At 70.1% G+C, this 24,095-nt stretch carries 17 protein-coding genes and 1 CRISPR repeat array; of the genes, 2 read left to right on the forward strand and 15 right to left on the reverse strand.

The genetic code is table 11. From position 1 onward, the window contains the following. Positions 1 to 92 precede the first annotated feature (92 nt). Positions 93 to 575, forward strand: a complete 483-nt coding sequence (locus tag WHN02_RS22490) for a MarR family winged helix-turn-helix transcriptional regulator (protein ID WP_434740689.1) — start codon at positions 93 to 95, stop codon at positions 573 to 575. Positions 576 to 1,154: 579 nt separating this feature from the next. Here the strand turns inward: WHN02_RS22490 and WHN02_RS22495 are convergent. Continuing rightward, positions 1,155 to 2,299 (reverse strand): IS3 family transposase gene (locus WHN02_RS22495; RefSeq protein ID WP_434740690.1). Its coding sequence is split into 2 segments (ribosomal slippage): positions 1,155 to 2,026 and positions 2,026 to 2,299, totalling 1,146 coding nucleotides; the frame shifts between segments, so codons are not numbered across the junction. Positions 2,300 to 2,944: 645 nt separating this feature from the next. Between WHN02_RS22495 and WHN02_RS22500 the strand changes: the two genes are divergently transcribed. Beyond that, positions 2,945 to 3,268, forward strand: coding sequence for a helix-turn-helix domain-containing protein (locus tag WHN02_RS22500; RefSeq protein WP_434740691.1), 324 nt, complete (start codon positions 2,945 to 2,947; stop codon positions 3,266 to 3,268). Between the two features lie 113 nt (positions 3,269 to 3,381). Further along, positions 3,382 to 4,744: direct repeats of the CRISPR family, unit length 30 nt; unit sequence GTTGCGATCCCTCCAGGGGTGATGAGCGAC. A gap of 89 nt (positions 4,745 to 4,833) precedes the next feature. Here the strand turns inward: WHN02_RS22500 and cas2 are convergent. From cas2 to WHN02_RS22570, 14 genes are all read right to left on the reverse strand, one after another. Continuing rightward, positions 4,834 to 5,097 (reverse strand): CRISPR-associated endonuclease Cas2, encoded by a 264-nt coding sequence (gene cas2, locus WHN02_RS22505; protein ID WP_434740692.1) that lies wholly within the window; start codon positions 5,095 to 5,097, stop codon positions 4,834 to 4,836. A gap of 3 nt (positions 5,098 to 5,100) precedes the next feature. Further along, the gene (cas1b, locus tag WHN02_RS22510; protein WP_434740693.1) at positions 5,101 to 6,081 is read right to left on the reverse strand and encodes a type I-B CRISPR-associated endonuclease Cas1b; all 981 of its coding nucleotides are present in this window, start codon (positions 6,079 to 6,081) and stop codon (positions 5,101 to 5,103) included. Further along, complete coding sequence (locus WHN02_RS22515) at positions 6,078 to 6,590, reverse strand: CRISPR-associated protein Cas4 (protein ID WP_434740694.1); 513 nt, start codon at positions 6,588 to 6,590, stop codon at positions 6,078 to 6,080. Before WHN02_RS22515 ends, cas1b begins: the two co-directional genes overlap by 4 nt. Further along, positions 6,587 to 9,001, reverse strand: a complete 2,415-nt coding sequence (gene cas3, locus WHN02_RS22520; RefSeq protein WP_434740695.1) for a CRISPR-associated helicase Cas3' — start codon at positions 8,999 to 9,001, stop codon at positions 6,587 to 6,589. The genes WHN02_RS22515 and cas3 overlap by 4 nt, the downstream gene beginning before the upstream one ends. Next, the gene (cas5, locus tag WHN02_RS22525; RefSeq protein ID WP_434740696.1) at positions 8,998 to 9,720 is read right to left on the reverse strand and encodes a CRISPR-associated protein Cas5; all 723 of its coding nucleotides are present in this window, start codon (positions 9,718 to 9,720) and stop codon (positions 8,998 to 9,000) included. The genes cas3 and cas5 overlap by 4 nt, the downstream gene beginning before the upstream one ends. Then, a complete protein-coding gene (cas7i, locus tag WHN02_RS22530; protein ID WP_434740697.1) occupies positions 9,717 to 10,778 on the reverse strand; it encodes a type I-B CRISPR-associated protein Cas7/Cst2/DevR in 1,062 nt (353 codons plus the stop codon). Before cas7i ends, cas5 begins: the two co-directional genes overlap by 4 nt. Continuing rightward, positions 10,778 to 12,166, reverse strand: coding sequence for a hypothetical protein (locus tag WHN02_RS22535; protein ID WP_434740698.1), 1,389 nt, complete (start codon positions 12,164 to 12,166; stop codon positions 10,778 to 10,780). Before WHN02_RS22535 ends, cas7i begins: the two co-directional genes overlap by 1 nt. Beyond that, positions 12,163 to 12,852 carry a CRISPR-associated endoribonuclease Cas6 gene (cas6, locus tag WHN02_RS22540; protein WP_434740699.1) on the reverse strand — a complete coding sequence of 230 codons (690 nt, stop codon included), beginning with the start codon at positions 12,850 to 12,852 and terminating at the stop codon, positions 12,163 to 12,165. Before cas6 ends, WHN02_RS22535 begins: the two co-directional genes overlap by 4 nt. A gap of 123 nt (positions 12,853 to 12,975) precedes the next feature. Continuing rightward, positions 12,976 to 15,576: a TIGR03986 family type III CRISPR-associated RAMP protein gene (locus WHN02_RS22545; RefSeq protein ID WP_434740700.1), complete on the reverse strand. Its 2,601-nt coding sequence runs from the start codon at positions 15,574 to 15,576 to the stop codon at positions 12,976 to 12,978. Further along, positions 15,573 to 16,211 carry a type III-D CRISPR-associated protein Csx19 gene (gene csx19 / locus WHN02_RS22550; protein ID WP_434740701.1) on the reverse strand — a complete coding sequence of 213 codons (639 nt, stop codon included), beginning with the start codon at positions 16,209 to 16,211 and terminating at the stop codon, positions 15,573 to 15,575. Before csx19 ends, WHN02_RS22545 begins: the two co-directional genes overlap by 4 nt. Next, positions 16,208 to 17,896 carry an RAMP superfamily CRISPR-associated protein gene (locus WHN02_RS22555; RefSeq protein ID WP_434740702.1) on the reverse strand — a complete coding sequence of 563 codons (1,689 nt, stop codon included), beginning with the start codon at positions 17,894 to 17,896 and terminating at the stop codon, positions 16,208 to 16,210. Before WHN02_RS22555 ends, csx19 begins: the two co-directional genes overlap by 4 nt. Continuing rightward, positions 17,896 to 20,313 carry an RAMP superfamily CRISPR-associated protein gene (locus WHN02_RS22560; RefSeq protein WP_434740703.1) on the reverse strand — a complete coding sequence of 806 codons (2,418 nt, stop codon included), beginning with the start codon at positions 20,311 to 20,313 and terminating at the stop codon, positions 17,896 to 17,898. Before WHN02_RS22560 ends, WHN02_RS22555 begins: the two co-directional genes overlap by 1 nt. Beyond that, positions 20,310 to 21,944, reverse strand: coding sequence for a Cas10/Cmr2 second palm domain-containing protein (locus WHN02_RS22565; RefSeq protein ID WP_434740704.1), 1,635 nt, complete (start codon positions 21,942 to 21,944; stop codon positions 20,310 to 20,312). Before WHN02_RS22565 ends, WHN02_RS22560 begins: the two co-directional genes overlap by 4 nt. Positions 21,945 to 22,056: 112 nt before the next feature. Continuing rightward, a complete protein-coding gene (locus WHN02_RS22570) occupies positions 22,057 to 23,883 on the reverse strand; it encodes a hypothetical protein (RefSeq protein ID WP_434740705.1) in 1,827 nt (608 codons plus the stop codon). Between the last annotated feature and the right edge of the window lie 212 nt (positions 23,884 to 24,095).

Genomic DNA, 24,095 nt, shown 5'->3' on the forward strand with positions numbered 1-24,095 from the left:
ATCGGTGACATCGACCCGCATCAGGAGAGTATCAAGACTTTGATAGAGCACAAGACGTGAAGGCAAATCAAGGTGCGGTAAGCTCAGCGACCGTGACCGACGAAACGGCAGCGACCTTCGACCGCGAGGAGATGCTCGGCCGCGTCGCGTCGACACTGCGCCGGGCCGACCTCGCCCTCCTCGCCGCCAAGGAGCCGCCGCTGCGCAGGATCGGCGTCTCAGGCTCGCTCTACGCCGTCCTGGCCAACCTGGGAGTGACGCCCGGCCTGACCGGCGCCGAGCTGGCCCGCGTCGTCGGGGTGACCCCACAGGCGATCACGCCGCTGGTCCTGAAGCTCGTCGAACGCGGCCTGATCGAACGTCGGACCCACCCGCGCCACGCCAACATCCAGGAGCTGCACCTCACCGACAGCGGACGCCGCGAGACGGCCAGAGCCGACCGGATCATGCTGCACCTGGACAACCACATCCGCGACTCGCTCGGCGACGAGGACTACCAGCGACTACGCGTCCTACTCGACACGGTCATCAAGAGCACCCCCTCGTGGACTCCCCCGCCGGACGAGTCGTCCTGACGTTCGAAACACGCGCACGGCGGGGAACTGTCCATCTCGACCGGGAGATGCTCGGGGCGACCGCCGCGCAGCACCCGTTCGCGGCATTGGACGACCAACGGCAGCAGGGCGTCGTCCGCCCACCGGGCCGACCGGTGATCCGGGAGTCGACCATCCCGCTCCCCCGCCGCTGAGCCGGCCCGTGATCCCGGCGGCCGCTCCGAGGACCACCCCGGCCACCGGACGTACCACTGACCGTGCCACCAAGCCCATCAACGAGGGGGCGGTTGGCGCGAGAATGCAAGGGGGTGTGTCGCCTGTGCGGGTCCAGGCTGGTTGACCTGGTGGAAGGCGTCCAGGCCGTACCCGCTCACTCGGTGGCGGTCCGCCAGGCCACCAGAGCGTTTACTGCAGTCTGACCCAAGACCACCACCGGGTCCCGGCAAACCGCACCGATGCGCGGCCGTGTCGAGACAGCGAGCTACACACGCCGGGGCCGGGTACACACCCCGGTCGTGTTCCGCACCCAGGCCAAGGTCGCCGCGTGCGCATGCAACACGGGACTGCCCCGGGTCTGGTTGACTCGCGGGGTTGAGTGGTTCAGGCCGCGTGTGCGGGTCTGTTGATTGTCTCGAACTCGATCGGGGTGAGCCGTCCGAGGCGTTGTTGCCGGCGTCGGCGGTGGTAGGTGCGTTCGATCCAGGTCACCATCGCCAGGCGTAGGTCGTGGCGGGTGTGCCAGCGTTGGAGGTCCAGGACGTTGCGCTGCAGCAGGGCGAAGAACGATTCCATCGCGGCGTTGTCACCGCAGGCGCCGACGCGGCCCATCGAGCCGACCAAACCGTTGCGGCGTAGTGCTTTCACGAACTTCTTCGACCGGAACTGGCTTCCTCTGTCGGAGTGGATCACGGTGCCGGCCGGGTTCCGTAGTCGGATCGCGTTGCGCAGGGCGGTGACGGCCAGGGAGGCCTTCATGCGGGTGTCGATGGAGTAGCCGACGATCCGGCCGGAGTACACGTCCTTGATCGCGCACAGGTAGAGCTTGCCCTCGGCGGTGGGGTGTTCGGTGATGTCGGTGAGCCACAGCCGGTTCGGGGCGTCGGCGGTGAACCGGCGTCGTACCAGGTCGTCGTGTACCGGCGGTCCGGCACGCCTGGTCAGGCCCTTGCGCTTGGCGAACACCGACCAGATCCGCTGCTGTGAACACAGTCGGGCGACCCGGTTACGGCCGGCGGTGACGCCGTGGGCGGGGAGTTCGTCGGCGATGAACCGGTACCCGAACGCCGGATCATCGTGGTGGATGTCCAGGGCGGCGTTGATCAGGTGGGCGTCATCGACGTCGCGTCGCGACACCGGGTCGGCGCGCCACGCGTAGTAGGCCTGCTTGCTGAACCCCAACACCCGGCAGGTCACCGCGACGGGGATCCCGTCCGCGGCCAGGTCACCGACCAGCGGGTACATCATTTTGGGGAGATCTCCCGGGCGAAGAACGCCGCCGCTCTCCGGAGGATCTCGTTCTCCTGTTCCAGGAGCTTGTTGCGCCGTCGCAGGTCCCGCAACTCGGCCGACTCCGAACCGGTGACGCCCGGACGGACGCCGTCCTCGACGTCGGCGAGCTTGAGCCAGCGGTGCAGACAGCCCTCGGAGATCCCGAAGTCCTTCGCGATCTGCCGCAACGGCGCCTCACCCTTGCGAGCGACCGCGACCACGTCACGGCGGAACTCCGGCGGGAACGCTTTCGGCATGACAGACATCCTTCCAGCGAGGAACGCATCCTCACAAATCAGGAGTCAACCAAACCGGGTGCAGTCCCCACCGCCACCACCCGGTCAGTGTCCGGAGCCGGTCGCCCGAGCAGTTCGTTGACGAGTTCGTGAGCGCACGCTGAACCGTCCGAGGTCATGCCCACGATCGGCTGACCCTACGACTCACGCACCGACCAGCAGCACGGGTCACGTCCGCGATGGCCGTCTCCTACACCACCAGCGCGGACGTGACCACGAGGCGCTCCGGTACGTCGCGTTGCGATCCCTCCAGGGGTGATGAGCGACTCGGCCGCGACGTCAAGGGCCGCCAGGACGTGAGCGAGTTGCGATCCCTCCAAGGGTGATGAGCGACACGCAAGGAGTCCAGATGACCCAGACCCTACCCGAGCGTTGCGATCCCTCCAGGGGTGATGAGCGACCACCGGATCGTCGGCGACTCCCTGCTCAGCGACACCGTTGCGATCCCTCCAGGGGTGATGAGCGACCGGTACGTGTCGGGGTACGGCATGGAGTGCAGAGCTACGTACAGCTGATCTTGCAGAGGTGCGCACCGATTGTCCGTCGTGAGCTGGTGACTGAGGGTGGGGCTGCTCGGGTCGTGATCGGACCGGCGTGGGACGGCTGGTGGTGAAGGCGTTGGATGAGCAGCGGTGGCGGGATGTGCGTCGGTTCCGGGCGCTGCACGAGGCTGGTGCGAGTGTCTCGGAGATCGCTCGTGAGACGGGCCTGAACTGGCGGACGGTGAAGAAGTACCTGGCTGCTGGAGGCGGCGAGGTGGTGCCGCCGGTTGGGGCGCGGCCGGCTCGTGGGCAGCTGATCGACGTGTTCGCGCATGTGGTCGATGCGTGGCTGCGGGCGGAGTTGCTGCTCAAGGGCACGCGGACCCGGATGGCTGATCGACATGCTCGGCCTCACCCGCCTACGCCTGCAAGACGCAACCCACCGTGACGAACAAGGCACCCATCACGACACCTGACCTCTGCAAGATCAGCCGTACTCACCTTTGCACTCCAACGAGTACCCCGACAGTACGCCTCCTACGCCGTCGCCGAAGCCGTCCAGTTGCGATCCCTCCAGGGGTGATGAGCGACCCGGCAGTCTGGAGCACCGGCAGGTCCCCACCGTGTTGCGATCCCTCCAGGGGTGATGAACGACGTCGTCATGCGAACTCGTTCCCCTTCCCCGCCGGTTGCGATCCCTCCAGGGGTGATGAGCGACCGGGTTATCCAGTCCGAGGGGAGAGGGCGGACGCCCTTGTTGCGATCCCTCCAGGGGTGATGAGCGACATGACGCGCAGCCCAACCGGCAGCGGACCTGCCAGACGTTGCGATCCCTCCAGGGGTGATGAGCGACAGGTCCGCCGGCCGCCACGGCGCATCCACATGATGCATGGGTTGCGATCCCTCCAGGGGTGATGAGCGACACGTCCGGCTGTTGTTCGTCGCACAACCGGCGCTGGCGTTGCGATCCCTCCAGGGGTGATGAGCGACCCCGGCCCGTCTCCGGCCCCCCGGCCGCGCTGTCGGCGTTGCGATCCCTCCAGGGGTGATGAGCGACTGCGGACCCATCCGGACGATGTCCCCGACCGGGAGGTTGCGATCCCTCCAGGGGTGATGAGCGACGGGTGAACCGGGGTGGCCGATGGCGTTGCGGCGGCTGCTGTTGCGATCCCTCCAGGGGTGATGAGCGACCTTCCTTGCACGCCGTGGTGGTCGCCTCGAGGCCGTGTTGCGATCCCTCCAGGGGTGATGAGCGACTCCGGCGTCTTGTACTGCTCCATCAGGTACTTGCGTTGCGATCCCTCCAGGGGTGATGAGCGACGCAGGCGGCCGAGGCCGTCGCCGCCCTCATGGCCGAGGGGTTGCGATCCCTCCAGGGGTGATGAGCGACGCGTACGCCCGCGGCGGGGTGCCACGCACCCCCAGTTGCGATCCCTCCAGGGGTGATGAGCGACGTGATCACCCTGCCGGTCGCTGAACCCGAGCCGTTGTTGTTGCGATCCCTCCAGGGGTGATGAGCGACCGGCAGCCGGTCAGCGCCTTGAAGCGGTGGAAGGACGTGTTGCGATCCCTCCAGGGGTGATGAGCGACTAAAAACCCAGCTGGGCAGCCTTACCCAGGAACAGGTTGCGATCCCTCCAGGGGTGATGAGCGACGGGGCAGGTCCGGTCATGGGCTGCTCCGGCTTCGTGGAGTTGCGATCCCTCCAGGGGTGATGAGCGACCAGTCAGGCGGGCTGGCGGGTGCACCTCGGCACCGCGTTGCGATCCCTCCAGGGGTGATGAGCGACGCCCGCCGGTGACGATCGCGCCGGGACCGTCCATCCTGTTGCGATCCCTCCAGGGGTGATGAGCGACCTGGCCTCCCGAGGACACGACGTCGTCGTGCTCGTGGGGTTGCGATCCCTCCAGGGGTGATGAGCGACCCGAACCTTAAGTCGCAGGTCACAGCCGCTTTCTCCGCCCCGGATCGGGCGGATTCTGCAGCGGACCGGCGGTTGTGCATCTGTGCTGGTCAGAGTACTGAGTCCGGGTGACCGAGTTCAGCGCCGAGAGTCTCGACCTCGACGAGGTGCGGCGAGCCCATCCGGTAGACACGGACGCTGTCGTAGCTCAGGTCGAGTTGCTGCCGGAGGGCGGCGAACAAGCTACGGTGCTGAGCGGCGGACAGTTCACCCTCGAAGACGCTGCGCTGCACCCAGTGCAGGTACTGCCGACAAGTTCGCAACGCGGCTGGGTTGCGTTCCACGGCGGTGTCGTAGACCAAGACGACGAACATGTGTCACCACCACGGTCGGAAGGCCTTGTACGGGGTTCCCTCAAGGCAGAGTCGGACGAGCTTGAGCGCTTCCAGATGGATCAGCTCCTCGTAGGACACCTTTCGTCCCAGCCTGCGGTGATGAACCGTGGTGGCGAGTTCCTCACGCACCATGACAGCGACTTTCTTCCGGCCGGCCTTGCTGAGGGAGGCGCTGCGGACGTCGCTCACGAAGTCGGCGGCGGTCAGCGTCCGCTGAGCGGCTGCCCGGCGGAGCAACCGCTCGGCGAGCAAGGGCTTGAATGGTTCTGCAAGGTCGAGGGCCAGCGTGTTTCGACGGCGGTCGCTGTCAGCGTGCAGGAATCCGATCGCAGGGTGCAGCGGCGTGCAACGGATGGCGGTGAGGACTCGCGCGTACGTGATCGCGTTGAGGTAGCTGACGAAGGCGTTGCCCGCGTTGCTGGGTGGTCGGCGGGTTCGTCCGTCGAGCCTGAGCCACGGCGGTAGCAGGGTGTCGAGCACCCCCCACGCGGTGCGCCTGAAGTTGCCTTCCACGCCCATCAGGTCCTCGGTCGACGTGCAGGCTTCGACCTGGGCGGGGAGGCGTTCGAGTGGTCCGTCGAGCAGGTGAGTGTCCAAGGCCCAGGCGACGTTTGCTGCGGTCGCGGTGACCAGGGCTCGTGCGACGGAGAGCCGGACTTCCGGGTTGGCGGTGAGGTTGACCTGCGCGCGGATCACGTGCGCGGACGACATGTCTTCGGCGGGGGCTACGACGCCGGAGTAGTTGCCGTAGTGGTCGAGCACGTGGACGGTGACGCCGTGCCTGCCGAGGAGCGACACCGTTGCGGTGTTGATGTCGACGTTGTCGAAGGCGACGAGATCACGGATGTCGGTGATCGGGATGCGGACGGGTTGTCCGTCGGGGCGTTCGATCCGGATGCTGTTGTCCTCACGCCGGATGCGGCAGGGTTCGGTGAGCCAGTAGCTGCGGCCCCGGGCGCTCATGAGTCTCCCCAGCAGTAGTCACGGTAGGAGCATCCGCGGCAGCGGGTGCGCGGTAGTCGTGGTGCGGGTGTGTCGGCGGTGATGGCCTGGCGGGCTTGCGCTTCGGTGGTCTCGGCCGTGCGCCGGGCCGATGCGTCCCACGTGATCGTGGTGGTGCGGCGGATCAGTGGGTAGTGCACGACTCCGCCTCGGACGGTCACGCCCCGTCGTGCGAGCAGGAGGCAGTAGTGCAGGACCTGGGCGTCGTGCTGCGGTGAGGGTTGCCGGGAGGACTTCGTCTCGTGGACGACGGCTCCGCGGGTCACCCAGTCGATCTTCGCTGCGCCAAGGTCGATGTCGGCGTGTCGGCGGTAGGTGGTGTCGTCGACGGTCTCGCCGAAGGCGACCGCCTCGTTGCGGCTCTCGGGTCGGTAGCCGTGGCTGTACAGCCACAGTTGGCGGGGGCAGTGCAGCAGGTACTTGATGTGGACGCCGCCGATCTCGTCGTCGGTGTCGATGTCGGTGTTCACAGGACGGTTTCCTCGGGGCTGGTGGCGGTGCTGGTTCGGCTGGCGGTGCCGCTGAGGTCGAGGCCTGTCTCCAGGCTGTAGGGTGCGTCGACGACGGGGATCCGGTGTCGGCCGACCGTGCCGACCGAGCCCAGCGCGCGCCACTGCCCGTACCGCAGCGGGATGAGCAGGCCGGCTCCGAGCAGGGCATGGCCGTCGGGGCCGGTGGTCAGGCGCTCGTACTCGGGCCGGTCCGCTTGGAGGAGGACTTCGACGGTGTCAAAGGATTCCCGGAGTCCGTCGAGGAACTCCTCGCGGTCGGAGAACGGCTCGGTGAAGGTGAGGAAGGTGTCGCCGAACGCGTCGCGGCTGTCGCGGGCCTGTTCGGCCCAGCGCCGTCCCCAGTCGGTGTCGTAGGCCAAGTTCAACCAGTGGTCGATGGTCTGCTCGGACATGACCGGGCCGGGGGCCGCCGCCAGCGCCGACCACGCTGCCTCCAGGGCCTCTGGCTGGTACGGATGTGGGGTGTCCCCACGGTGCACCCGGTATTCCACCGGCCCGTCCGGGTGTCGGCCGAGGCGGTTGATCCGACCGGCGCGTTGGGCGACGGCCTCGATCGGGGCGAGTTCGGTGGCACCGCGGTCGAAGTCGAGCCGGAGCGACACCTCCACGGCTTGGGTGGCCACCACCAGGCCGCGGCGGCGGGCCGGTTGACCAGGTCGGCGTTCACCGTGCCGGGTCAGGAGCCGCCGTTCGATGGCCGCCCGGTCGCGAGCACGGAACCGGGAGTGCAGCAGCAGCGCGGCGTCCCGGTCTGCCGGGTCGGCGGCGGCGAGGGCGGCCGGGGCCAGGGCGGCGTAGAGGGTCTGGGCGGTGGCGACGGTGTTGGCCACGAGCAGCACGCTGTGACCGTCGGCGAGCCACGACCGGACGATCTCCAGGCTGGCTGGTGCGCTCAGCGGCTGGTCGTCGAGCACGAGTCGATGCCGGTCGGGGGCTGTCCCTGCCGGGGCGCGGTGCACGGTCACCGGCTGGCGGAGGGTCTGTCGGATCAGCTCCACCATCGGTGGGGCGAGGGTCGCGGACACGACCGCCACGCGGCTGCCCAGGTCCTCCCACAGCCGCATGCAGGCGCAGAGCCGGCCGAAGGTCTGCGGGTCGTAGGCGTGCAGCTCGTCCAGGACGATCAGGCTGTTGGCCTGTTCGAGTAGGACACTGGCGTACCGGGGGCCGGCGATCGCCCCGATGAGCAGTTGGTAGGCGGTTGCCACCCGGAACCGCTGCGCGAACAGTCGCATGGCTCCCGCGCGGGCGCTCGCGTTGCCGGCGTCGGTCGCGGTGGCGGCACAGTCCTCGCGGACCGCGTCGGCGAGGACGGACAGCGCGGCCGAGCCGTGCAGGACTCCGATGTCGGCGACCGTCTCCCCCGGCGCCGGCGGCAGATCTTGACGGAACCGGGTGGCGGCTGCGTCGATCGACGCCCGGTACGGCAGGACCCACACCACGCGGGGCCGTCCGGGCATGGTGGGGAGCTGGCGCGAAGCCCAGGCGAGGCCGGATTCTGTCTTACCGGATCCGGTGGGTGCGACCAGGATCAGGTGCCCCTCGGTGTCTGCGGCCTGCTCCTGGTGTGGGTAGGGCCGATACTCGAACCGGGTGAGGTAGTCGGCGGGGAGGGGTAGGTGGGTCTGCAGGGGAACGTGCGCGGAGGCCGAGTGATCGGCGAGGGTCACCGCTCCTTGCAGCAGAACACCGGCGAGGCCTCGGACCGGGTCGACCGGTTCCTCCCAGGCGGACCGCAGCAGCATGAACTCATCCCGGGCACGCTGCCAGAGTTTCCGGTCCCCGTCGGCCGGTACTGGTACGCCGAGCTGGTCGGCGTACCAGGCGACGAGCGTCCGGTGTCGTCGCGCCGGTACCTGCCCGGATGGTTGGCCGGACGGCGGATCCGGGTCGTAGCCGAACCTGCGGTACCAGGCCGCGGCCGGCGGATACAGGTCCCGCAGTGCCCCGCTGCCGGTCTCCGACCGTAGCCAGCGGTGGTGCAGTCCGACGCCGGCGGCGACCAGTGCCCGGTCGTCCGCCGGCAGTGCGCCGGCGAACAGGTCGACGTAGGCCAGCGACAGCACCTCGTGGCGTTCGCCCCACCGGTGTCCTCGGTGTTTGACCTGCCGCTGGAATCCCTCGGCTACCTTGCCCGCGTCGTGGAGCAACGCGGCGAGCGCGACCAGTGTCCAGAAGGACGGCCAGGCTGCCAGGATCCCGGCGGTCCCGATCCGGTCGGCGACTGCCCTCGCCGCCGACCAGGTGTTGCGGCTGTGTTCGGTGAGCCGTTCCGCGTGGCCTGGCCGGCCCGTTCGTCCGCTGCGGTCGACGGATTTGGCCCACACCTCGTCGAGGGCCGCGGCGAGGACGTCAGGGGTCGGGTTCACTGTCGGAGTCTCCGGTTAGGCGTGGGGTGCAGCCACACCGCCCGGTCGCCGTCGCGCAGCGCGCCGCGTACCGGCAGGCGGCCTGCCGGCTCGGCGCACCACAGATAGTCGCCGTAGTCGGTGGTCAGCCGGTCGACGGCGACGTTGTCGGCGAGTCGTACCGTGATCGCGGTCCTCGCGGCGTGGCCGCCCGGTGGTGCCACCGCGTGTCCCACGACGGCCGCGTCGGCTGGTTGAAGCAGCACCGGGGTGATCGACCGGACAAACACCAGGTCCTGGGAGCGGCCCAGCCGTAGCCCCCAGACCGGGCGGCGCAGCGCGGCGGCGATCCGGGTGCCGTCGGGTTCCGGGATCCACAGCGTCACGGTCACGTGGGTGAGGAACGGTCGTTCCTTGAGCGTCGTGCCGCCTTTGATCGCGCGGACCCGCCCTCCGGCCGCCGGGTTCGCGCCGTCCGCGGCGATCGGATGGTAGGTCTCCGCGTCCACGCCGGTGCCGGCCGCGCGAGCGCTGTAGCCGAGGGATACCGGCTCGGTGTCTGCTCCTGTCGCGGCGGCCAGCATGCCCCGCAGCGACGACGGCGGTGGCACCGGCAGGCACCGGGTGAGTCCGGGGAACATCGGGTCGCGGAAGCTGGCCGTCGGCGCGAACAGGTCCACCCGGACGGCTTCGATTCCGGTGCCGCCGGGTGGCGGCTCCGGGTCTGCGTCGGTCGTCATCGCGTCGGGTCGTCGAACCAGGCGTCGTGCGCGCCGTCGCGCACCTCGGACGCCAACCCGCGCAGCATCGTCCGGGGATGGTCGATCAGGACCTCGCCGGCGTCGATCTGCACTGCCAGGTCCGCCTCGAACTGTTTGCGGGTGACCTCCTTGAAGCCGGGTCGCCAGCCGACCCGCACCGGAGGCTGCCAGTGCCCGCCCCACGCGTCCAGTTCGGCTCGCAGGACGTCGGCGCGGACCTGCAGCCCGGAGCCGTCGTCGGCGCCGCTGATGGTGAACTCCAACGGGTTGACCCCGCCGGCCATGGGCAGCAGCATCAGCAGACTCGGGGTCCGGTCGCCGTAGTGCAGGCCCTGCTTCGCCCCACCGGCGATCTCGGCGAGGGCCTCCAACAGCAGCGCTACCCGCCCGCGCCGGACCTCCAGCGGCAGTCGCACCGCAGGCTGTCCCCGGAAGGTCAGGGGTTGCGCGCCGACGCTGACCGCGTCGGCCACCTGCAGGGCCGCCTCCTGGGTCAGGTAGTTGGCCTTGCCCGCGCCCGTGGCGGTGGGCAGGGTGAAGGTGCCGATGCGGGGCAGGTCGAGCAGGAACGGTGCGGCGAGGTCGGCGGTGTAGAACTCGTGGGTGTGCAGCACGGGCTCGTCGATGCCCCGGGCCATCACGCCGAAGTCCTCCGTCGGCCGGGCCGGTTCCACCGCCAGCAACGTACCGACCATGAACGGGCTGTCCCGCAGGGTGGTGTCGGCGTCGTCGGACTTGGCGGTGGCTTTCATGTAGCCGAACAGGTCGTCGTCGGCGTACCGGATCGGGTCGGCTGCGGTGGTCGCCTTCTGCGCCTTGCCCTGCTTCTTGCCGATCCGCTCGGCCGGTGACGGCAGCGACCCCAGCTCGGTCATGGTGTCGCGCAGCCAGCGCCGGAAGGCCTGCGCCGAGACGTACGGGTAGGTCTGGTGCCGGATCACGGTCTTCTTGATCCGGCCCGTCGTCGCCTCACCGCGACCGTTGTTCGGTGCGCCCGCTGTCACCGCGAGCACGATCTTGCCGGCCAGGTAGGCCATCAGGCGTACACCTCTTCCGCGTGGGGGTCGAATCGGATGGTGTCGCCGACCTCGTCGTCGGCGTCATCCTCGGTGGGCTTGCGCCCGATCGGTGCCTTTGCGGCCACAAGATCGGCCACGACCTCGAAGAACAGCTGCGCCCGCCACCGCCAGCCTTCCGGGCCGTTGGACAGCAGCGTCGGCGCGATGCCGCTGAGGTCCGCGGGTTGGCCACCGTCGCGCAGCAGCCGGGCACCGGCCTCCATCAGCAGCTTGTGCAGGGCGTAGGCGTTCCCGGCGGCCAACACGTACTCGTTGAACCGGCCGCGCGGGTTACGTTCGGCCACGATCCAGGCCACGACCAGCCGACGGGCTGGTGCGAGACGTTCGACGTTCATCCCGTACATCTCCTCCTGGTAGGTGCGGGCCAGCCGCCGCCACGCGTCGGTGGTGACGGGGTCGGCCGGTGCCGTGGTGAACTGGTGGTGCAGGGCACGCAGCAGCCGGTCGGCCGAGCCGTGCTCGTCGACGAAGAGCGTCCTGGCGACCGCCGCGTAGCCGCCGGAATCCTTGTCGCGCCGCGCCAGCGCGCGGCGCAGCCGGTGCCAGCCCTGCCGGGACGCCGGGTCGGACTCGATCCGGACGAGGAGCCTGCCGATGGCCAGCCGTGTGGAGCTGACCCGCAGCCATGGCTCCTGGTTGTCGTTCTTGAACGACCACAGCACCGCGTCGACGGGGGCGTCGGCGGCGTGGGCCCGCAGCGCCGCCAGGGTGACCGCCTCGGCGTTCGCGTCGGCCGGCAGGCCCGTGAAACCTGTCTGCTGGACCCGCATCGCCCGGGTGACATTGCGGGCGGCGAAGCGGCGTTCCACGGCCGGGGCGGCGCATGTCACCACGGTCGCCGACCCCGCCGTCACCCAGGCACCGTAGGGCAGTGCCCACATCGCCACCCGGCAGCCCCGGCACACCGGCCATCCCGCCGAGCCCGGCGGTCGGGTGTTCAGCGCGTTGACGGTGTCGAACAGCGGAAGGTGCACCTTGGCCCACCGCACCTCGGTCGGTGCCGAGCAGAACGTGCACGGTAGTGGGTGTGGGTGGGGGCGGTCGGGGGTGAACAGGTCCGCCACCAGCGGACGGAGCGTCACCGCGTCCCTGGTCCGCGAGGCGTGGGTCGGTTTCGCGTTCGGGTAGAGCGCGAACAGGACCTTCCACCAGTCCGGGTTGTCCGCCTGGGTCGACACGGTCGTGATGTCGTCGACCAGCCGGGCGGCGACCGTGTCGAGGTCATCTCGGGTGACCGCGCCAGGTTCGGGTCGGTCGGCGAGGATGGCCACGGCCCAGGCGCCGCAGCGTTGCAGCGGATGGGTGGTCGACGCCAGCGCTGGCTGGGTTGTGAGGGTGGTGGTCATTTCACCCAGCCGAAGCCCTGGATGTTGCCCACTCCCAGGCCCCACTCGCGCAGCGCGCCGATCAGCCGAGGGTCGGCGTGCAGCCGAATGGTGGCCGTCGCCCCGATCCGGATTCCGCCAGAAACGTCGAACCGCCGCCGCGGCCCGGCCGCCAGCACCTCGACCTCAACGTCGCCGGGGAGGCGGAGAAGGTCGGCCTTGTGGCGGATGTTCGCTGCCAGGCCGGCGACGAATCCGTCCTCCTCGGGCAGCAGGTAGCGGTCGCCGTTGGCCTTGACCAGCACGGGCGTGCGGGTCTCCAGCACCGTCGGGGACTCCGGGTCGGTGAGGGGTTCCAGCTGGGCGCCCTTGACGGCCAGGGTGACCGGCCCCCATTGCAGTTCGCGGCGGCTGGTCACCCCGGCCAGCAGCGACGCGGCCAGCGCGGGCACCGGCGACCCGAACCAGATGCGGCCGTTCGGCGACATCATGTAGGCGCTGCGCTTCTTCGGCGCGCCCACGAAGACCGGGGGTGAGATGCCCACCGGTCGCAGGGCGCTACCCGCCCAGCCGGCGTCGTGCAGCTGCGTGGCCAGGGCTGGCGCCTGGTCGCCGATCACGCTATACACGACGGCGTGGGCGACGCCGTGGACGTACTTCCAGGGCAGTTGACCGGCGGGTGCCGCCACGTCCACGTAGAACCGCATGTTCTAACTCCGTTCGTTGGTCAGCCCGACCATGGAAACGAGCAATGCTCGCGATGGACACGGCCCTGGGGTGCCTGGATACCGACTTCGTCCGATAGGGAATTGGGGCACCGGCTCGCGTGATCAACGAGAGGTGCGATTGTCCTTGCCGCCCGGGTGTCCCCGGCCGGCCGCGCGCTGGTTGGCACCGTCCCCGATAGCTTTGCCGAGGCCCTGCCCGGACTGCGGGCGTCGTTCCTTTCCCGGCGCGGGGCGCGGGGAGGGCACCCGGCGCTCTGGGCGCCCAGCCCCGCCGCGTCCGGCCTGCTGGGGTCCGTCATGGTCACTGCCGAGGTAGGGCAGCCTCTGGTCGGCGTCGCGGACGTGCGGCAACGGCCAGCCCTGAACCGTCTTGCCGCCTACGACCCGGTCGTTGGCGACGAACCACTCGTAGCTCTCGGCCTGTGGCGTCGGTGTCATCCGCGGGTAATGCACCGGCTCAGCGACGGGCTTCGTTGCCCGTAGGTACGACTCGGTGGCTTCCCGCAGGACCTCGTTGCCGCGGGCGGTGGCGTCGAACCGGTCCACGAGGGCGGTGAGCCGGTCCGCGCCGACCGGCTCCGGGCGGGACAGACGCATCCAGCCGGTCCGGACCCCGGCGGCGTCCCACATCCGGGTACGGTCCAGATCGAGCTGGGCGGTGATCACGCCAAACCCGTAAGGCTTGCCGGCACCGAGCCGCAGCGGTGCTGCCTCACCCCGGGTGAGGAGCCACATCAGCGCCCCGAGTTCCGCGTCAGGCACCCCGTCGAGGAACAGGTCGACCTGGAACGTCACCTCGGGTCGCACCCAACCACGGTGGCAGACCACCTGCGTAGCGTGCTGTTCGTGGTCCTTCAGCGCCAGGTATCCCCGGGACGGGTCGTCGCAGCCCTTGGTCGGCTCCCAGTAGCCGGGCTCCTCCTCACGCCAGCGGTACATCTTGCGTCCTCGAAGCCCGCCGTCAATGGGGTATCCGTCAGCCTTCGGGATGCCACGCCTCGTGGGTGCCCCGGTTTCCTTGTCGGGGGACGCATAGAAACGGAACTGGGTGGGTTTGGGGCTGCTCAGCGGTGCAAGGGTGACCCCGCGGTCGGGAAAGGACGACGGCCGCCAGTCGTCGGTGGTGCAGGTGATCGACCGGACCCGGAGGCGGCCACGGTAGCCCGACGCGCCGTCGTTGGTGTCGGTGCCGTCGTCGCTCCGACCGGGCGGCACCCAGCCGAACAACCGGTCCGCCGGGGAAAGCTGGTCACGGGTCTGCGCCGGCCGCAGGCTCTCGTGTAGCAAGTCACCGGGGGAGGCGTCGAACGGCAGCCGGCCGATCATGACCGGATGAACCTCGGTGATTTCGTGTCGCTTCTCGTCGTACTTGACGTAGACGAGCGTGCCGGCGGGCAGTGTCTGCAACCGAGGGCTGTTGACCACATGCCAGGAACGTTCTATCCCCTCCGCGGTCACAGGATCGCGGCGGTAGGTGGCTTGCGGGTCGTTGTACCCCTGGGCCAGGTCGTAGGCCCGCAGCACCGATTTCCAGTAGCTCACGTGCTCATCCGTGCGGGGCACGTCCAGACCTGGGGTCTCCACGAACAGCCGCTCGTGGTGCTTTGTGCCGATGGACCGGCCCGTGGCGGACAACCATCCCCGCACGATGCGGTGCCGACCGTTGCCGCCAGCCGGGCGGGACCTGTCGGTCCGTAGGTACGTCTGCAGTTCCTCCTCGGTGCGCGCCAGGTGGGTGACACGCCAGGTGCGTGCCCCTCTGCTGCCCTTTCCGTCCTCTCCGGCGTGGACGACTCGGGCAAAGACCTCGAAGCCGTGATGTCTTGAAAGGGGCTCGCCCGACAGGTCCCCGAGGAGCTTCGCGGGCCGAGGACCGTAGGCGGGGACGAGGGCGGCGAACTGGGCCTGGTTGCCGCTGCGGCTGTGCCGCGCCCAGTCGGCGTCGCCCCGACAGAGGCGGAAGGCGATCTCGCCGTCTCCGGTGGTGTGCACCCTGGCCGGGGTCAGGTTCAGCGCGGCGCTGGCGTTGGTGCGGTAGGCGAGCCGTTCGTGGTGTTCGGCGAAGACCCCGTACCGGCTGGCCGTGACCGTCTCGTACGCGCTGCGCAGCGCACCCTTGAGCGACGCCCCGTGGATGAGCGGCCGTCCGTGCGGATCGACCCGCACGTCGAAGGTTCGGGGGCCGTCCTTGGGTTGCGTCGCGGCGGGCACGGGCAGCAGCAGCGGGGTGACGGTGGTCAGGGTCAGCGACAGGGTGCCGCTCCACTGCCCGTCCGCGTGGTAGGCGTGGCTGCGCGGCGGGCCGTCGTCCAGGTCGGTGCCGGACAGGCGGGTGCCCTTGCGGTCGCTGCGCGGCAGGGTCGGCACGAAGGTGTACGGATTGACGAACCCGCCGGTCTTCGCAAGGAGCGTGGACCGGTCGTGGTCCTGGTTGACCTTTGCCAGCGACGCGACACCGGCCAACCGGGCGGTCCGCTTGCCGTTGTCGGCCAGGTTGGTGGTGACCTCGACGGTGACGGTGTCCCCGTCCGTCATCGTGTCCACGTGCTCGGCGAGGGCACCGTCCCACTGGGAACGGACCAGTCGCTTCGGCTTGTTGTCCTTGGCCCGATCGCTGCTCCGGATCACCCCCTCAAGGCTGTCGCCGCGCTTGGTCAGCTCTGCCGAGACGGTCTTCTCCAGCTTGTTCACCGGGCCGTTCACGCCGCCGTCCCTTCCTGGCCGGTCATGGTGGCAGCCACGGCCGACACCGCCGCCTTGGTGGTCGATCGCAGGGCCACAGTTCGACTGTCGACGACGTCGACGTTGCCGTGTCCGTCCTCGACGAGATACTCGACGGTCTCGATGGTCAGCACCTCACCGCCGGTGAACGTCGTCGGCAGCTGCGCGGCGGCGTAGCGCTCGCTGCCCAACGTCGACCAGCCGGCCACGGCATGGGCATCGGGGTTACCGGCGAGCAGCCGAGTGTGGGTCTCGCCCCGTCTGGGCGGCGGGTCAGTGGTGACGTCTCGCCCAGACGGTAGGTGGGCCGGGTCCTCGCCGAGGGCGATCGCCGGGCCGGTCCCGTCTGGGCTGCGCAACCAGCGCAGCTCCCGCTCGCCGTCGAACAGCACCATCTCGTACGCCTCGGTGAGGATGTCGCCGGTGCCGGGTGCTGCCTCGACGACTCCGGCGGGACTGACCCTCAGCCAGGTGGCTGCTCGGGCCGACAGGGTGTAGCCGATCACCTGCCGCCCGGACGGGGTGCCGGGAACGAACCAGGCGACAGCGTCGCTCGCTGTGAGGTCTGGGACGGCGCGTACGGCGTTCAGTGCCGCGTCCTCGTGGACGGTGTTCATGCGGGTGCCTCCGGGAACGTGTCCGCCCAGGTGGTCATGGTGTGGAGGATCTCTGCGGGCGGGTCGGTGAGGATGGTGTCGAGGTTTTGTCCGGCCAGTGCCTGCCAGGCTCCGGTCAATCCGTCGCCGGTGAAGGTCACGTCGGTGACTTCGATCTGGCCGCGTCCGCGGGTGCCGCCGTAGCCGACGCTCAGCCACCCGTCCCGCAGGTCCCGTAGGACGAGCAGGAGCAGCGGCAGCGCCAGTGCGGTCGATGTGTGCTCGGCAGGTCCGTGGTCGCCGTTCAGGCGGGTGGTGTCGACGTCGATGTGGATCGGTTCCCACCTGACGGTGGTGTCGGGGTCGAGGACGCTGAACAGCCGGTGGTCGCTGGCCCCGCCGGTCCACCTGTCGATGGCGACGTGGTCGCTGACTCGGAGAGCGAAACTGGCGTTGGTGCTGTCCAAGTGGCGGTGTAGGGCGGATCGGGCCTGGTCGCGTGCGCTGTTGCGCTGTCCGCGTGCCTCCCGGATCTCCTTGCCGGCGGCATCAACGGGGTCGGGGCTGGTGGTGACGATGTTGTTCCACTGGTCCGTGCTGACGTGTCCGACGCTGTGGCAGTCGGCGACGGTCAAGACACCCCGTCGGCCTCCAACAGCATTGTTTGGGCTCGTCTCGACCTCTGCGAGGCCACCCGAGTTGGCCCGTTCGCGGTCGGCGCTGTGGGCGGGCGCGGCCCCGAACAGTACGTCGACACCGGGTGGCGGGTGGACCAGCGTGTCACCGAAGTCGGGCGCGGCGTCGCTGCCCTGCAACGTACGGACGATCCGCTCGGCGTACGCGCGGACCGCACCGCGGATCGACGAGCCCGGTAGCAGGAGCCGGACTGTTCCGTCTGCGGCGGTGTCGGTCACCGGCACTGCGTCGACGACGGTGCCGGGCAGCGAGTCGCGGACCAGCAGAGGGCTGGCCGGCTGCCACGTGACGGTGGCCCGCAGTCGGCCGTCGGCCGGTGCGGTGCTCCCGGTCCGCTGGCACGGTACGGCCGGGGCCGTACCGGTGAGCCAAGCGACAAGACCGGCAGGGTCGGACAGGTCGGCGCGACGTGTCGTGACCTCGCTCAGTTCCACCTTTCCGAAGCCGCGGCCCCGGCCGGCGCCGATGGGGACGCGGCCGTGGGCCAGACCGGCGACCATCGCCTCGACGGCGTCGTCGATCAGCCGCGACCAGCCGCCTGGGTAGTGATGGGTGAGGGCGGTGGTCGGGGTGTCGGCGACCAGGCGCAGCGCGAACCGGGTTCCGGCGGGTAGGACCTGCCGGGTGTAGAGGTAGTTCGCGGCGGCGCTGGCCGAGCGCCGGTCGATGCCGACTCCGTCCCGTACCCCCAGGGGGATGTCGTCGCCGATCAGGTGCGCGTCGTCGACGCGGATCCAGGACGGCGACCCTCCTCGACCGGTCTGGGTGATGTGCCCGAACAGGGCGTCCATCAATGTGGCCGCACGGTCGCCCCGAAAGCCGTCGACCCCGGCGAGGTAGGCCCGTAGCGCACCGGCGATCGAGGTCCCGGGCAGGCACGGGAGGCCCGTGCCGTCGCGGGCGACGGTCAGGTCCGCCTCCGCGGTGTTGTCCCAACCGCCGACGTGGACCGGGCCGAGGCAGGTGAGGACGCCGAGGATCTCGATGCGGGTGCCGATCGACTGGCCCATCAGCGCCGCTCCTTCGCTGTCGTGCCTGGTGTGGTCGACGTTTCAGTGGTTCCACGGCGTTGCCGTACGAGTCGCCGCAGCATGTCGGTGACTGCTGTCGTCACCGCCTCGGTGTGCAGGTGTTGCCGCACGTCGTCCTCTCGGCCAGGGGCGAGTACCAGGTCAGGTTGGGCACCGTCCAGCTTGAGGTTTTTCCACACCTGGCTCGGGTCGTCGACAAGGAGCGCAGCGAGTTCCTTGAGGACGGGCTCGGTCCACGTCTCGCGGCGGGCGGGTACCGCGCTCGTGGCCTCCAGCCAGTGGCTGACCATGGCCGGGCCGTTGGGCAGCGTCAACCGCTCCAACTGCGTCCGCAGCGAGCCGAGCTGGGCCCGGTTCCCGGCCATCCCGTCGATGCCCGGGACCAGTGCACAAGGGTGCGTTCGGGCGCTTGCCCGGCGGATGGCCCTGCGCCAGGCATTGATCTCCAACGGGTGCGCCTGCGGGGGAACGTCGGCTGCGGCCACTGGGGGCTCACCTGCGTTGTCCGACTTCTTCGTCGTGCACGGGGAAACGCCGGAGATGCCCACGGCAGGTCTGCCGACAGCCAGCTCCGGTGGGTTGAACCGGATCCGGCCGTACCCTTCGACGGTGCGCTCGCCGACGCCGTCGCGTTCCATCTCGGCCAGTCGTCGCGGATCGACCTCGCCGGTCACGGCGAGGGTGACGACACTTCCGGCCTGTAGCGCGACCTGGCTGGGGCGCGGTCGGCACCAGGCGACCCCGAAGCCCTCTCGCCGTGTCACCGCCACTGCCGTGCCGTCACCGACCACCTCGAACGTCGCCGAGGGCAACGCGGCTGACAGCGCTCGGGCCAGGGCTTGGGGCGACGGGTCGGGGGCGAGCCGTTCGTCGCGCAGGTAGACGTCGGAGACGCACCACACCCGGAGTAGACCCTTCTCCCATTTCGGAGGGGGTGGAACCGGCAGCGGGTCGACCACCTCGACGACTTCGACAAGACCGAAGTCGTCCTTGCGGGAGCGGCCGAACCGGAGACGATCCCCGCGTTTCAGCCGGAGTCGGATCTCTGCGGGCAGCACGACATCGGTACACAGCACCGTGTCAGGGGCAATGCCGAGGTAGGTGTAGACGCCGCCGCTGGCCACCGTGGGGCGGCGGGCGTCGTCGTCGACGATGGCGTGGGTGGACACGGTCTTGACCGGGTCGAGGTGCTGCCAGCCGTCGTCGTCCGGCACAATCCACCCGGCCATGGGCTTGGCGCGGTCTTCTCGTGTCGGCTCGGTGGCCAGGATGTTGTGGACGGCCTTGCCCCGGCCCTTGTCGCTCCGGTGCCACACCTTCGGCACGGGGCAGGCGGGGGTCACCGACGCCGGATCGCCCGGATCGGCGTGGGCGGGAACGGCGTCACCGACACTGACATCCCCCAACCCGATCCGGGCCGGGCGGGAATCACCGTCGCGACGTGCCCACTCGGCGCGGCCCAGGAACGTGCCCAGCATCGCCGTCCCGGGAATCGCGTCGCGGCTGAAAATGACGTTACCCAACACGTCGTGCGCGGCTACCAGCGGAGTGATCACCCGGAGGGCGACCCGTACGGTGCGTCGCTGGTCAGCATGCCTCCGGGCGTACGGGTAGATGTCCACCAGCTTCCGCGCGGCAGGCGGTGCGGGCGGCGATGGCGGCGCCCCGGTTGCCAGTAGGTCGGCCAGTCGCGGGTCAGTGACCGTGGGGTGAACGATGGTGTCGTCCATGCGTGCGCCGGGAAGGAGGACGGCCACGCGCCCGCTGCCCCGGTTCCGCTTGCCGCCGACCCCTTCGACCAGCCTGGCACCGGCGCGGAGCAGCAGTTCCGCCGGTTCCGGAAGGTGACCGACGCCGGTCCCCTCCGCGGCGTCGGCCGTGCCGGGGATGGCGATGCGCACCTCGGCGTGTAGCCGCAGGGATCGGATGGCCCGTTCCTCGACGCGCAGCAGCCGGTCGGCGGCCGTGCCGGTCACGTCGTCGATCGTCACGCCGGGCCGGAGGGCGACGGCAGCCTGTGCGAGTGCGGGCCGGTTCCGCACTGCTACCCGCAACCAGGCCGGTGCCTGGGCTGGGGTGATCTGGAGAGCCGCCGGTACCGGTGGCATGCCTGCTCGTGCGGTCGGGTCTTTGCCCTGGGCGGACTGGGACCCGAACAGCCAGGTGACCCATTCGGTCCATGCTCCCGTTCGGTCGCCCGCCTGGTCGAAGGTGTCGGCGACCGTTTCGCAGGCGTCCCGCCACACCCCCACCAGGGTCTTGGCCGGCACGAACGGCAACCTGTCGGCATCGCGTCGGACCTCGGCGTCGACAACGCCCAGCCGGCCCTGGCCGGTGCCGACGTGCCAGTCGCTGAGGAACTCCAGGGTGATGTCGAACGTCACGGGCAGAGTCATGAGGCACCACCGTCGAGGACAGGTACGGCTTGCGTAGGGGGAAGATCCGCAGACCGAGTGCGCAGGCCGCGAAGGTGCAGCGCGTCGAACAGTCGCAGGAACTGCCCTACCGGCGGTGGGTCGCCCGGTCGCGCCTCGGATCCGTCGGTCGCATTCGCTGCCTCCCCCGCAGTCACCGCCGGGTCAGACTGCACGTCGAGCAGGTCGTGGACCCGCTGTGGATCAGCCACCCGGGCCAGGAGAAGCTCCAGCTGATGGTGGTACTCGGCCAGGCTGCGGTCGGCGGCGTCGCGCAGGGCATGGGCCTGCGCGGCGGACAGCCCTCCGTCGGGGCGGAGCCAGCCGTCGACCTCGTCGAGCAGCTCGACGCTGCGGTGACGCAACTCGCCGGGCAGGTCCTCGGCCCGGCCGATAAGGTACGGCCCAGCATGCCGGGCCACTGGCGTGCCGTCGTCGCTGCGGACGTACTGGCGCAGCAGCTTGAGGTCCCGCAGTGTCGAGGTGTGCGCCACGTGGATGTCGAAGGCGGCCAGGGCCCGGCCGTCCGACTTCAGCTGCTTGGCGGAGACGGTGAGCGCCTCGGCCAGGCCGTACGCGGTGGCGAACGGGTGGTGTGACTTCACCACGGCGATCCCGGCGGAGGCGGTGAGCCCGGCGTGGCCGGTCGCGACACGGGCGATGGCGGACAGCGTCGGCTGCTCGGCGGTACGCCGGGCGAACGCGGCGGTGAAGTACCGCACGAACGGCACGGCCAGTGACGCGTCACAGGCCACCGTCACGTCGTCGCCGCCGACGACGATCGGAAGCAGCCGCCCGGTCAGGTCGTCGGGTAGCTCGTCGACGAGTGCGCCGACCGCGTCACGTACGGCGTCCCAGGTGGCATCGTCGAGCTGCGCGGCCACGTCCCGCTGGTATCGGGCGTAAGTGTCCAGTGGAACCTGTTGGGCGCGCTCGATGGTGGCGACGTGCGCGGCGAACTTCAGGAACAGTTCCCCGACACCGTTGCCGTCAGCATGCACGACCGCCGTCCAGCCATCGTGTCGCAGTTCGTCCAGGTGCGTGGGGATGACGGTAGCGAGGCGGCCACCGAGCTTGTTCCGGAGCCGCCGGTGAGCCCGGTTCCGGGCGCTCGACCGGGCCAGCATTCCGGCCGAGGCCGGCACGGGCGGCTCTCCGGCGCCGTACACCTCCTCGCGGGCGGCGGGCCGGCCGCTGTCCCGGCACAGCCGGTGCCAGGGGAACACCCGGTCCCGCAGCAGCGGGTCGGCCCGGGCGGCACGGACCTTGCTGTGCAGTGTGTAGGTATCGCGGCGAGCCTTCTCGTACGCGGTGTCATCGGTCGAGTCGAACCCCGGGCCGACCACTCCCGTCACCCGCAGCCCCGGTGCCTGCGTCAACGCCCGCCGGGTGACCTCCCGGATCACCGCCTTACCGGCGGCCGCCGAGTCCACCAGCAGTAGGGCTTTGCCGGAGGCGGTCATCACCACCGAGTCGGGCGACATGGCGAGAGTCGCGGCGGCGTCGGGCACCCACTCGGTGCCGACCTCGTGCACGAGCTGCGATGCCCCGACGACGTGCCGCAGCCGATTGCTGCCGAAGATGTACGCCTGGTTGCCGCCGGTCTCGATCAATACCCAGTGCCTGTCGACCCCGGGTCCTCTCACATGAGCTTCTCTGGTCATCTCCGGATCTCGTCTCTCGGGGATGGAACAAGGACAAGGGCTTCGGCGTCTGTCACCGGCCTCAGGTGGAGCTGTCCGCGTCGCGGACGTCGACCAGCTGCCTGCGCCAGGTGCGCAGCTCGCTCAGCTGTGCCTCGTTCAGTGGTCGGACGTCGCGGTGGCCGTCGTCGCTGCGGCTATGCGCGCTGTCACCGGTCACGGCGTCGACCAGGTCCACGGCGGTGGCGGCGTCCGCCGCGCTGATCGCCACCTCGTGGGTCGCGGCCACGGACAGGGCGCGCGCCACCACCCGGGCGGTCCGCCGGGTGGCGGGCTGCGAACCGGCTGGTCGCAGCAGTTCCATGGTGCTGGGGTCGGCCAGTACCAGCTGGGCGTATCGGACGGCGGTATGCAGGGCCTGGGTTCGCGCTCGACCTTCCCGGTCGGGTGTGGCCAACGCAAGCTCCGTGGCGATCTCGGCGGCCAGCTCGTACCCGGCGCGGGCGGCGGCGGATTTGGCCGCGAACCCAGCCGGTTCACGGCGGGCCACCTGTTCACGGACAGAGGCGACCCGTTCCTGCACGGTCAACGCCCGCCGTAGGTCGACCCGCCGCCGCCCACGGGCGAGCCACGCCGCGTAGTGGTGCAGGTGGAACACTTGCGCGTCGCTGAGCGAATCGACCTGCGTCGCGAGGTCGATCTCCGGATCAAGGCCCCGGGCCTCCAGAATCGCCGACCAAGCGGCACCGACGACGGACGGGTCACCGTCCGCGTCCCGCAGGGCTACGTTGCCGATCTCCAGCAGGTACGCCGCCGCGCCGGGATCAAGCTGCTCTGACCGCCATGCCTGCACCACGGTCCGTTGCGACTCGGTCAAACTGTTGACGGTCGCTGCCAGGTCGGCGGCACCGCCTGCGGATGAGCCTGAATCGGTTGACCCGGCATGCATCGGATCCCACACGTCCAGGTACGCCTCGTACGCCCGTAACTGCAGGGTCACCGGATCGTCGGAGTCGAGGGCGTGGGCACACCGTCGGACGGCACGAGCCACCAGTTCCCGAGTCTGCTGCCGCAGCTCCGGCCATGTCAGGAGCAGCAGCTCGTCGCGATATCTCAGGTAGTTCGCGGTGATGTGGGCCGTCAGGAGGTGTGCACGCCGGTGCAGCAACGGGGCGTCGGCCAACGCGGCAGCAGTGGGTAGCGTCGGCAGTACCGACCGGGCCGGCCGGTCGGGCTTGTAGGTGCCGCCGAGAGTGGCCGCCACGAACGGAGCCACCACGGCTCCCACCCGCGCCATGGCGTGGACCCGTCGTGATCCGCCGCTGTCCTCGGTCAACCACACCACTCCCCGGCCGGGCCGTCCGACGCCGAGGAGCCGGTGGCACCACGCCGAGGCGATGTCGTCGAGTGCGTCCGTCGTCACCAGGCCCGGCCCGGTCACCGGGTCGTCGGCCAGCCCGACGGCCGGCAGAGTCGCGTCGACCAGGTGCAGGGAAGTGGGTTGCCAGCGGGCCGTCGCCTCGTCCGGCTCGGCGGTGCCCCCGGTCTCCACCGACGGCGGATGGATCTCTGACGGGGTGTCGGCCCCGGTTACTCCCGCCCGGTCGACCTGCGTACCCCAGCTCGCCGACAGGGACCGTTGCACCTGACGGGCTTGAACGGCTGCGACCACCAGTGCCGGCTGGGCGCGATAGACCTCGAGGACCAGACCGGCCCACACGGCGAGCCGAACCTCGGCGTCGCAGCCGGTGCTGGTCAGATGCCGGCAGACGACCCCCACCGCCTCCGTCGGCCCCTGAAGCATCCGGTTCGCGGCAGCAAGTACGACTGCGGCCTTGGTGTTCGGGCCGTACCGGTTCAGCGTCGCGTTCGTCAGTGCCCCGGGCAGGGTGCCCTGTGCAGACCACACCGCGCGACCCGACCACGCCCAGTCCGCGGATTCAGCGCCGGTCGGCTGGGGCGGCGCGGACTCCAGCCGGGAACGGTCGACGCGGCTCGGGCTGGGTGCTCCCCGACCGATCTCCGCCAGCGACAGCGCCGTGAAGTCAGACACCCAGGAGCGGTGGAACGGAGGGAGATCGCTGCCCAGACCGAACAGCACCGCGACCTTGCGGGCCACCC

Source organism: Micromonospora sp. SH-82 (genome assembly GCF_051132485.1).
Classification (GTDB): domain Bacteria; phylum Actinomycetota; class Actinomycetes; order Mycobacteriales; family Micromonosporaceae; genus Micromonospora.

What these genes read in the sequence shown, in the direction of transcription:
- cas5 (WP_434740696.1), bottom strand. Translation starts at nt 9,720, where the DNA reads ATGACGACCGACGCAGACCCGGAGCCGCCACCCGGCGGCACCGGAATC.
- cas1b (WP_434740693.1), bottom strand. Translation starts at nt 6,081, where the DNA reads ATGAGCGCCCGGGGCCGCAGCTACTGGCTCACCGAACCCTGCCGCATC.
- cas2 (WP_434740692.1), bottom strand. Translation starts at nt 5,097, where the DNA reads ATGTTCGTCGTCTTGGTCTACGACACCGCCGTGGAACGCAACCCAGCC.
- WHN02_RS22560 (WP_434740703.1), bottom strand. Translation starts at nt 20,313, where the DNA reads ATGACTCTGCCCGTGACGTTCGACATCACCCTGGAGTTCCTCAGCGAC.
- csx19 (WP_434740701.1), bottom strand. Translation starts at nt 16,211, where the DNA reads ATGAACACCGTCCACGAGGACGCGGCACTGAACGCCGTACGCGCCGTC.
- cas7i (WP_434740697.1), bottom strand. Translation starts at nt 10,778, where the DNA reads ATGGCCTACCTGGCCGGCAAGATCGTGCTCGCGGTGACAGCGGGCGCA.
- cas6 (WP_434740699.1), bottom strand. Translation starts at nt 12,852, where the DNA reads ATGCGGTTCTACGTGGACGTGGCGGCACCCGCCGGTCAACTGCCCTGG.
- WHN02_RS22555 (WP_434740702.1), bottom strand. Translation starts at nt 17,896, where the DNA reads ATGGGCCAGTCGATCGGCACCCGCATCGAGATCCTCGGCGTCCTCACC.
- WHN02_RS22535 (WP_434740698.1), bottom strand. Translation starts at nt 12,166, where the DNA reads ATGACCACCACCCTCACAACCCAGCCAGCGCTGGCGTCGACCACCCAT.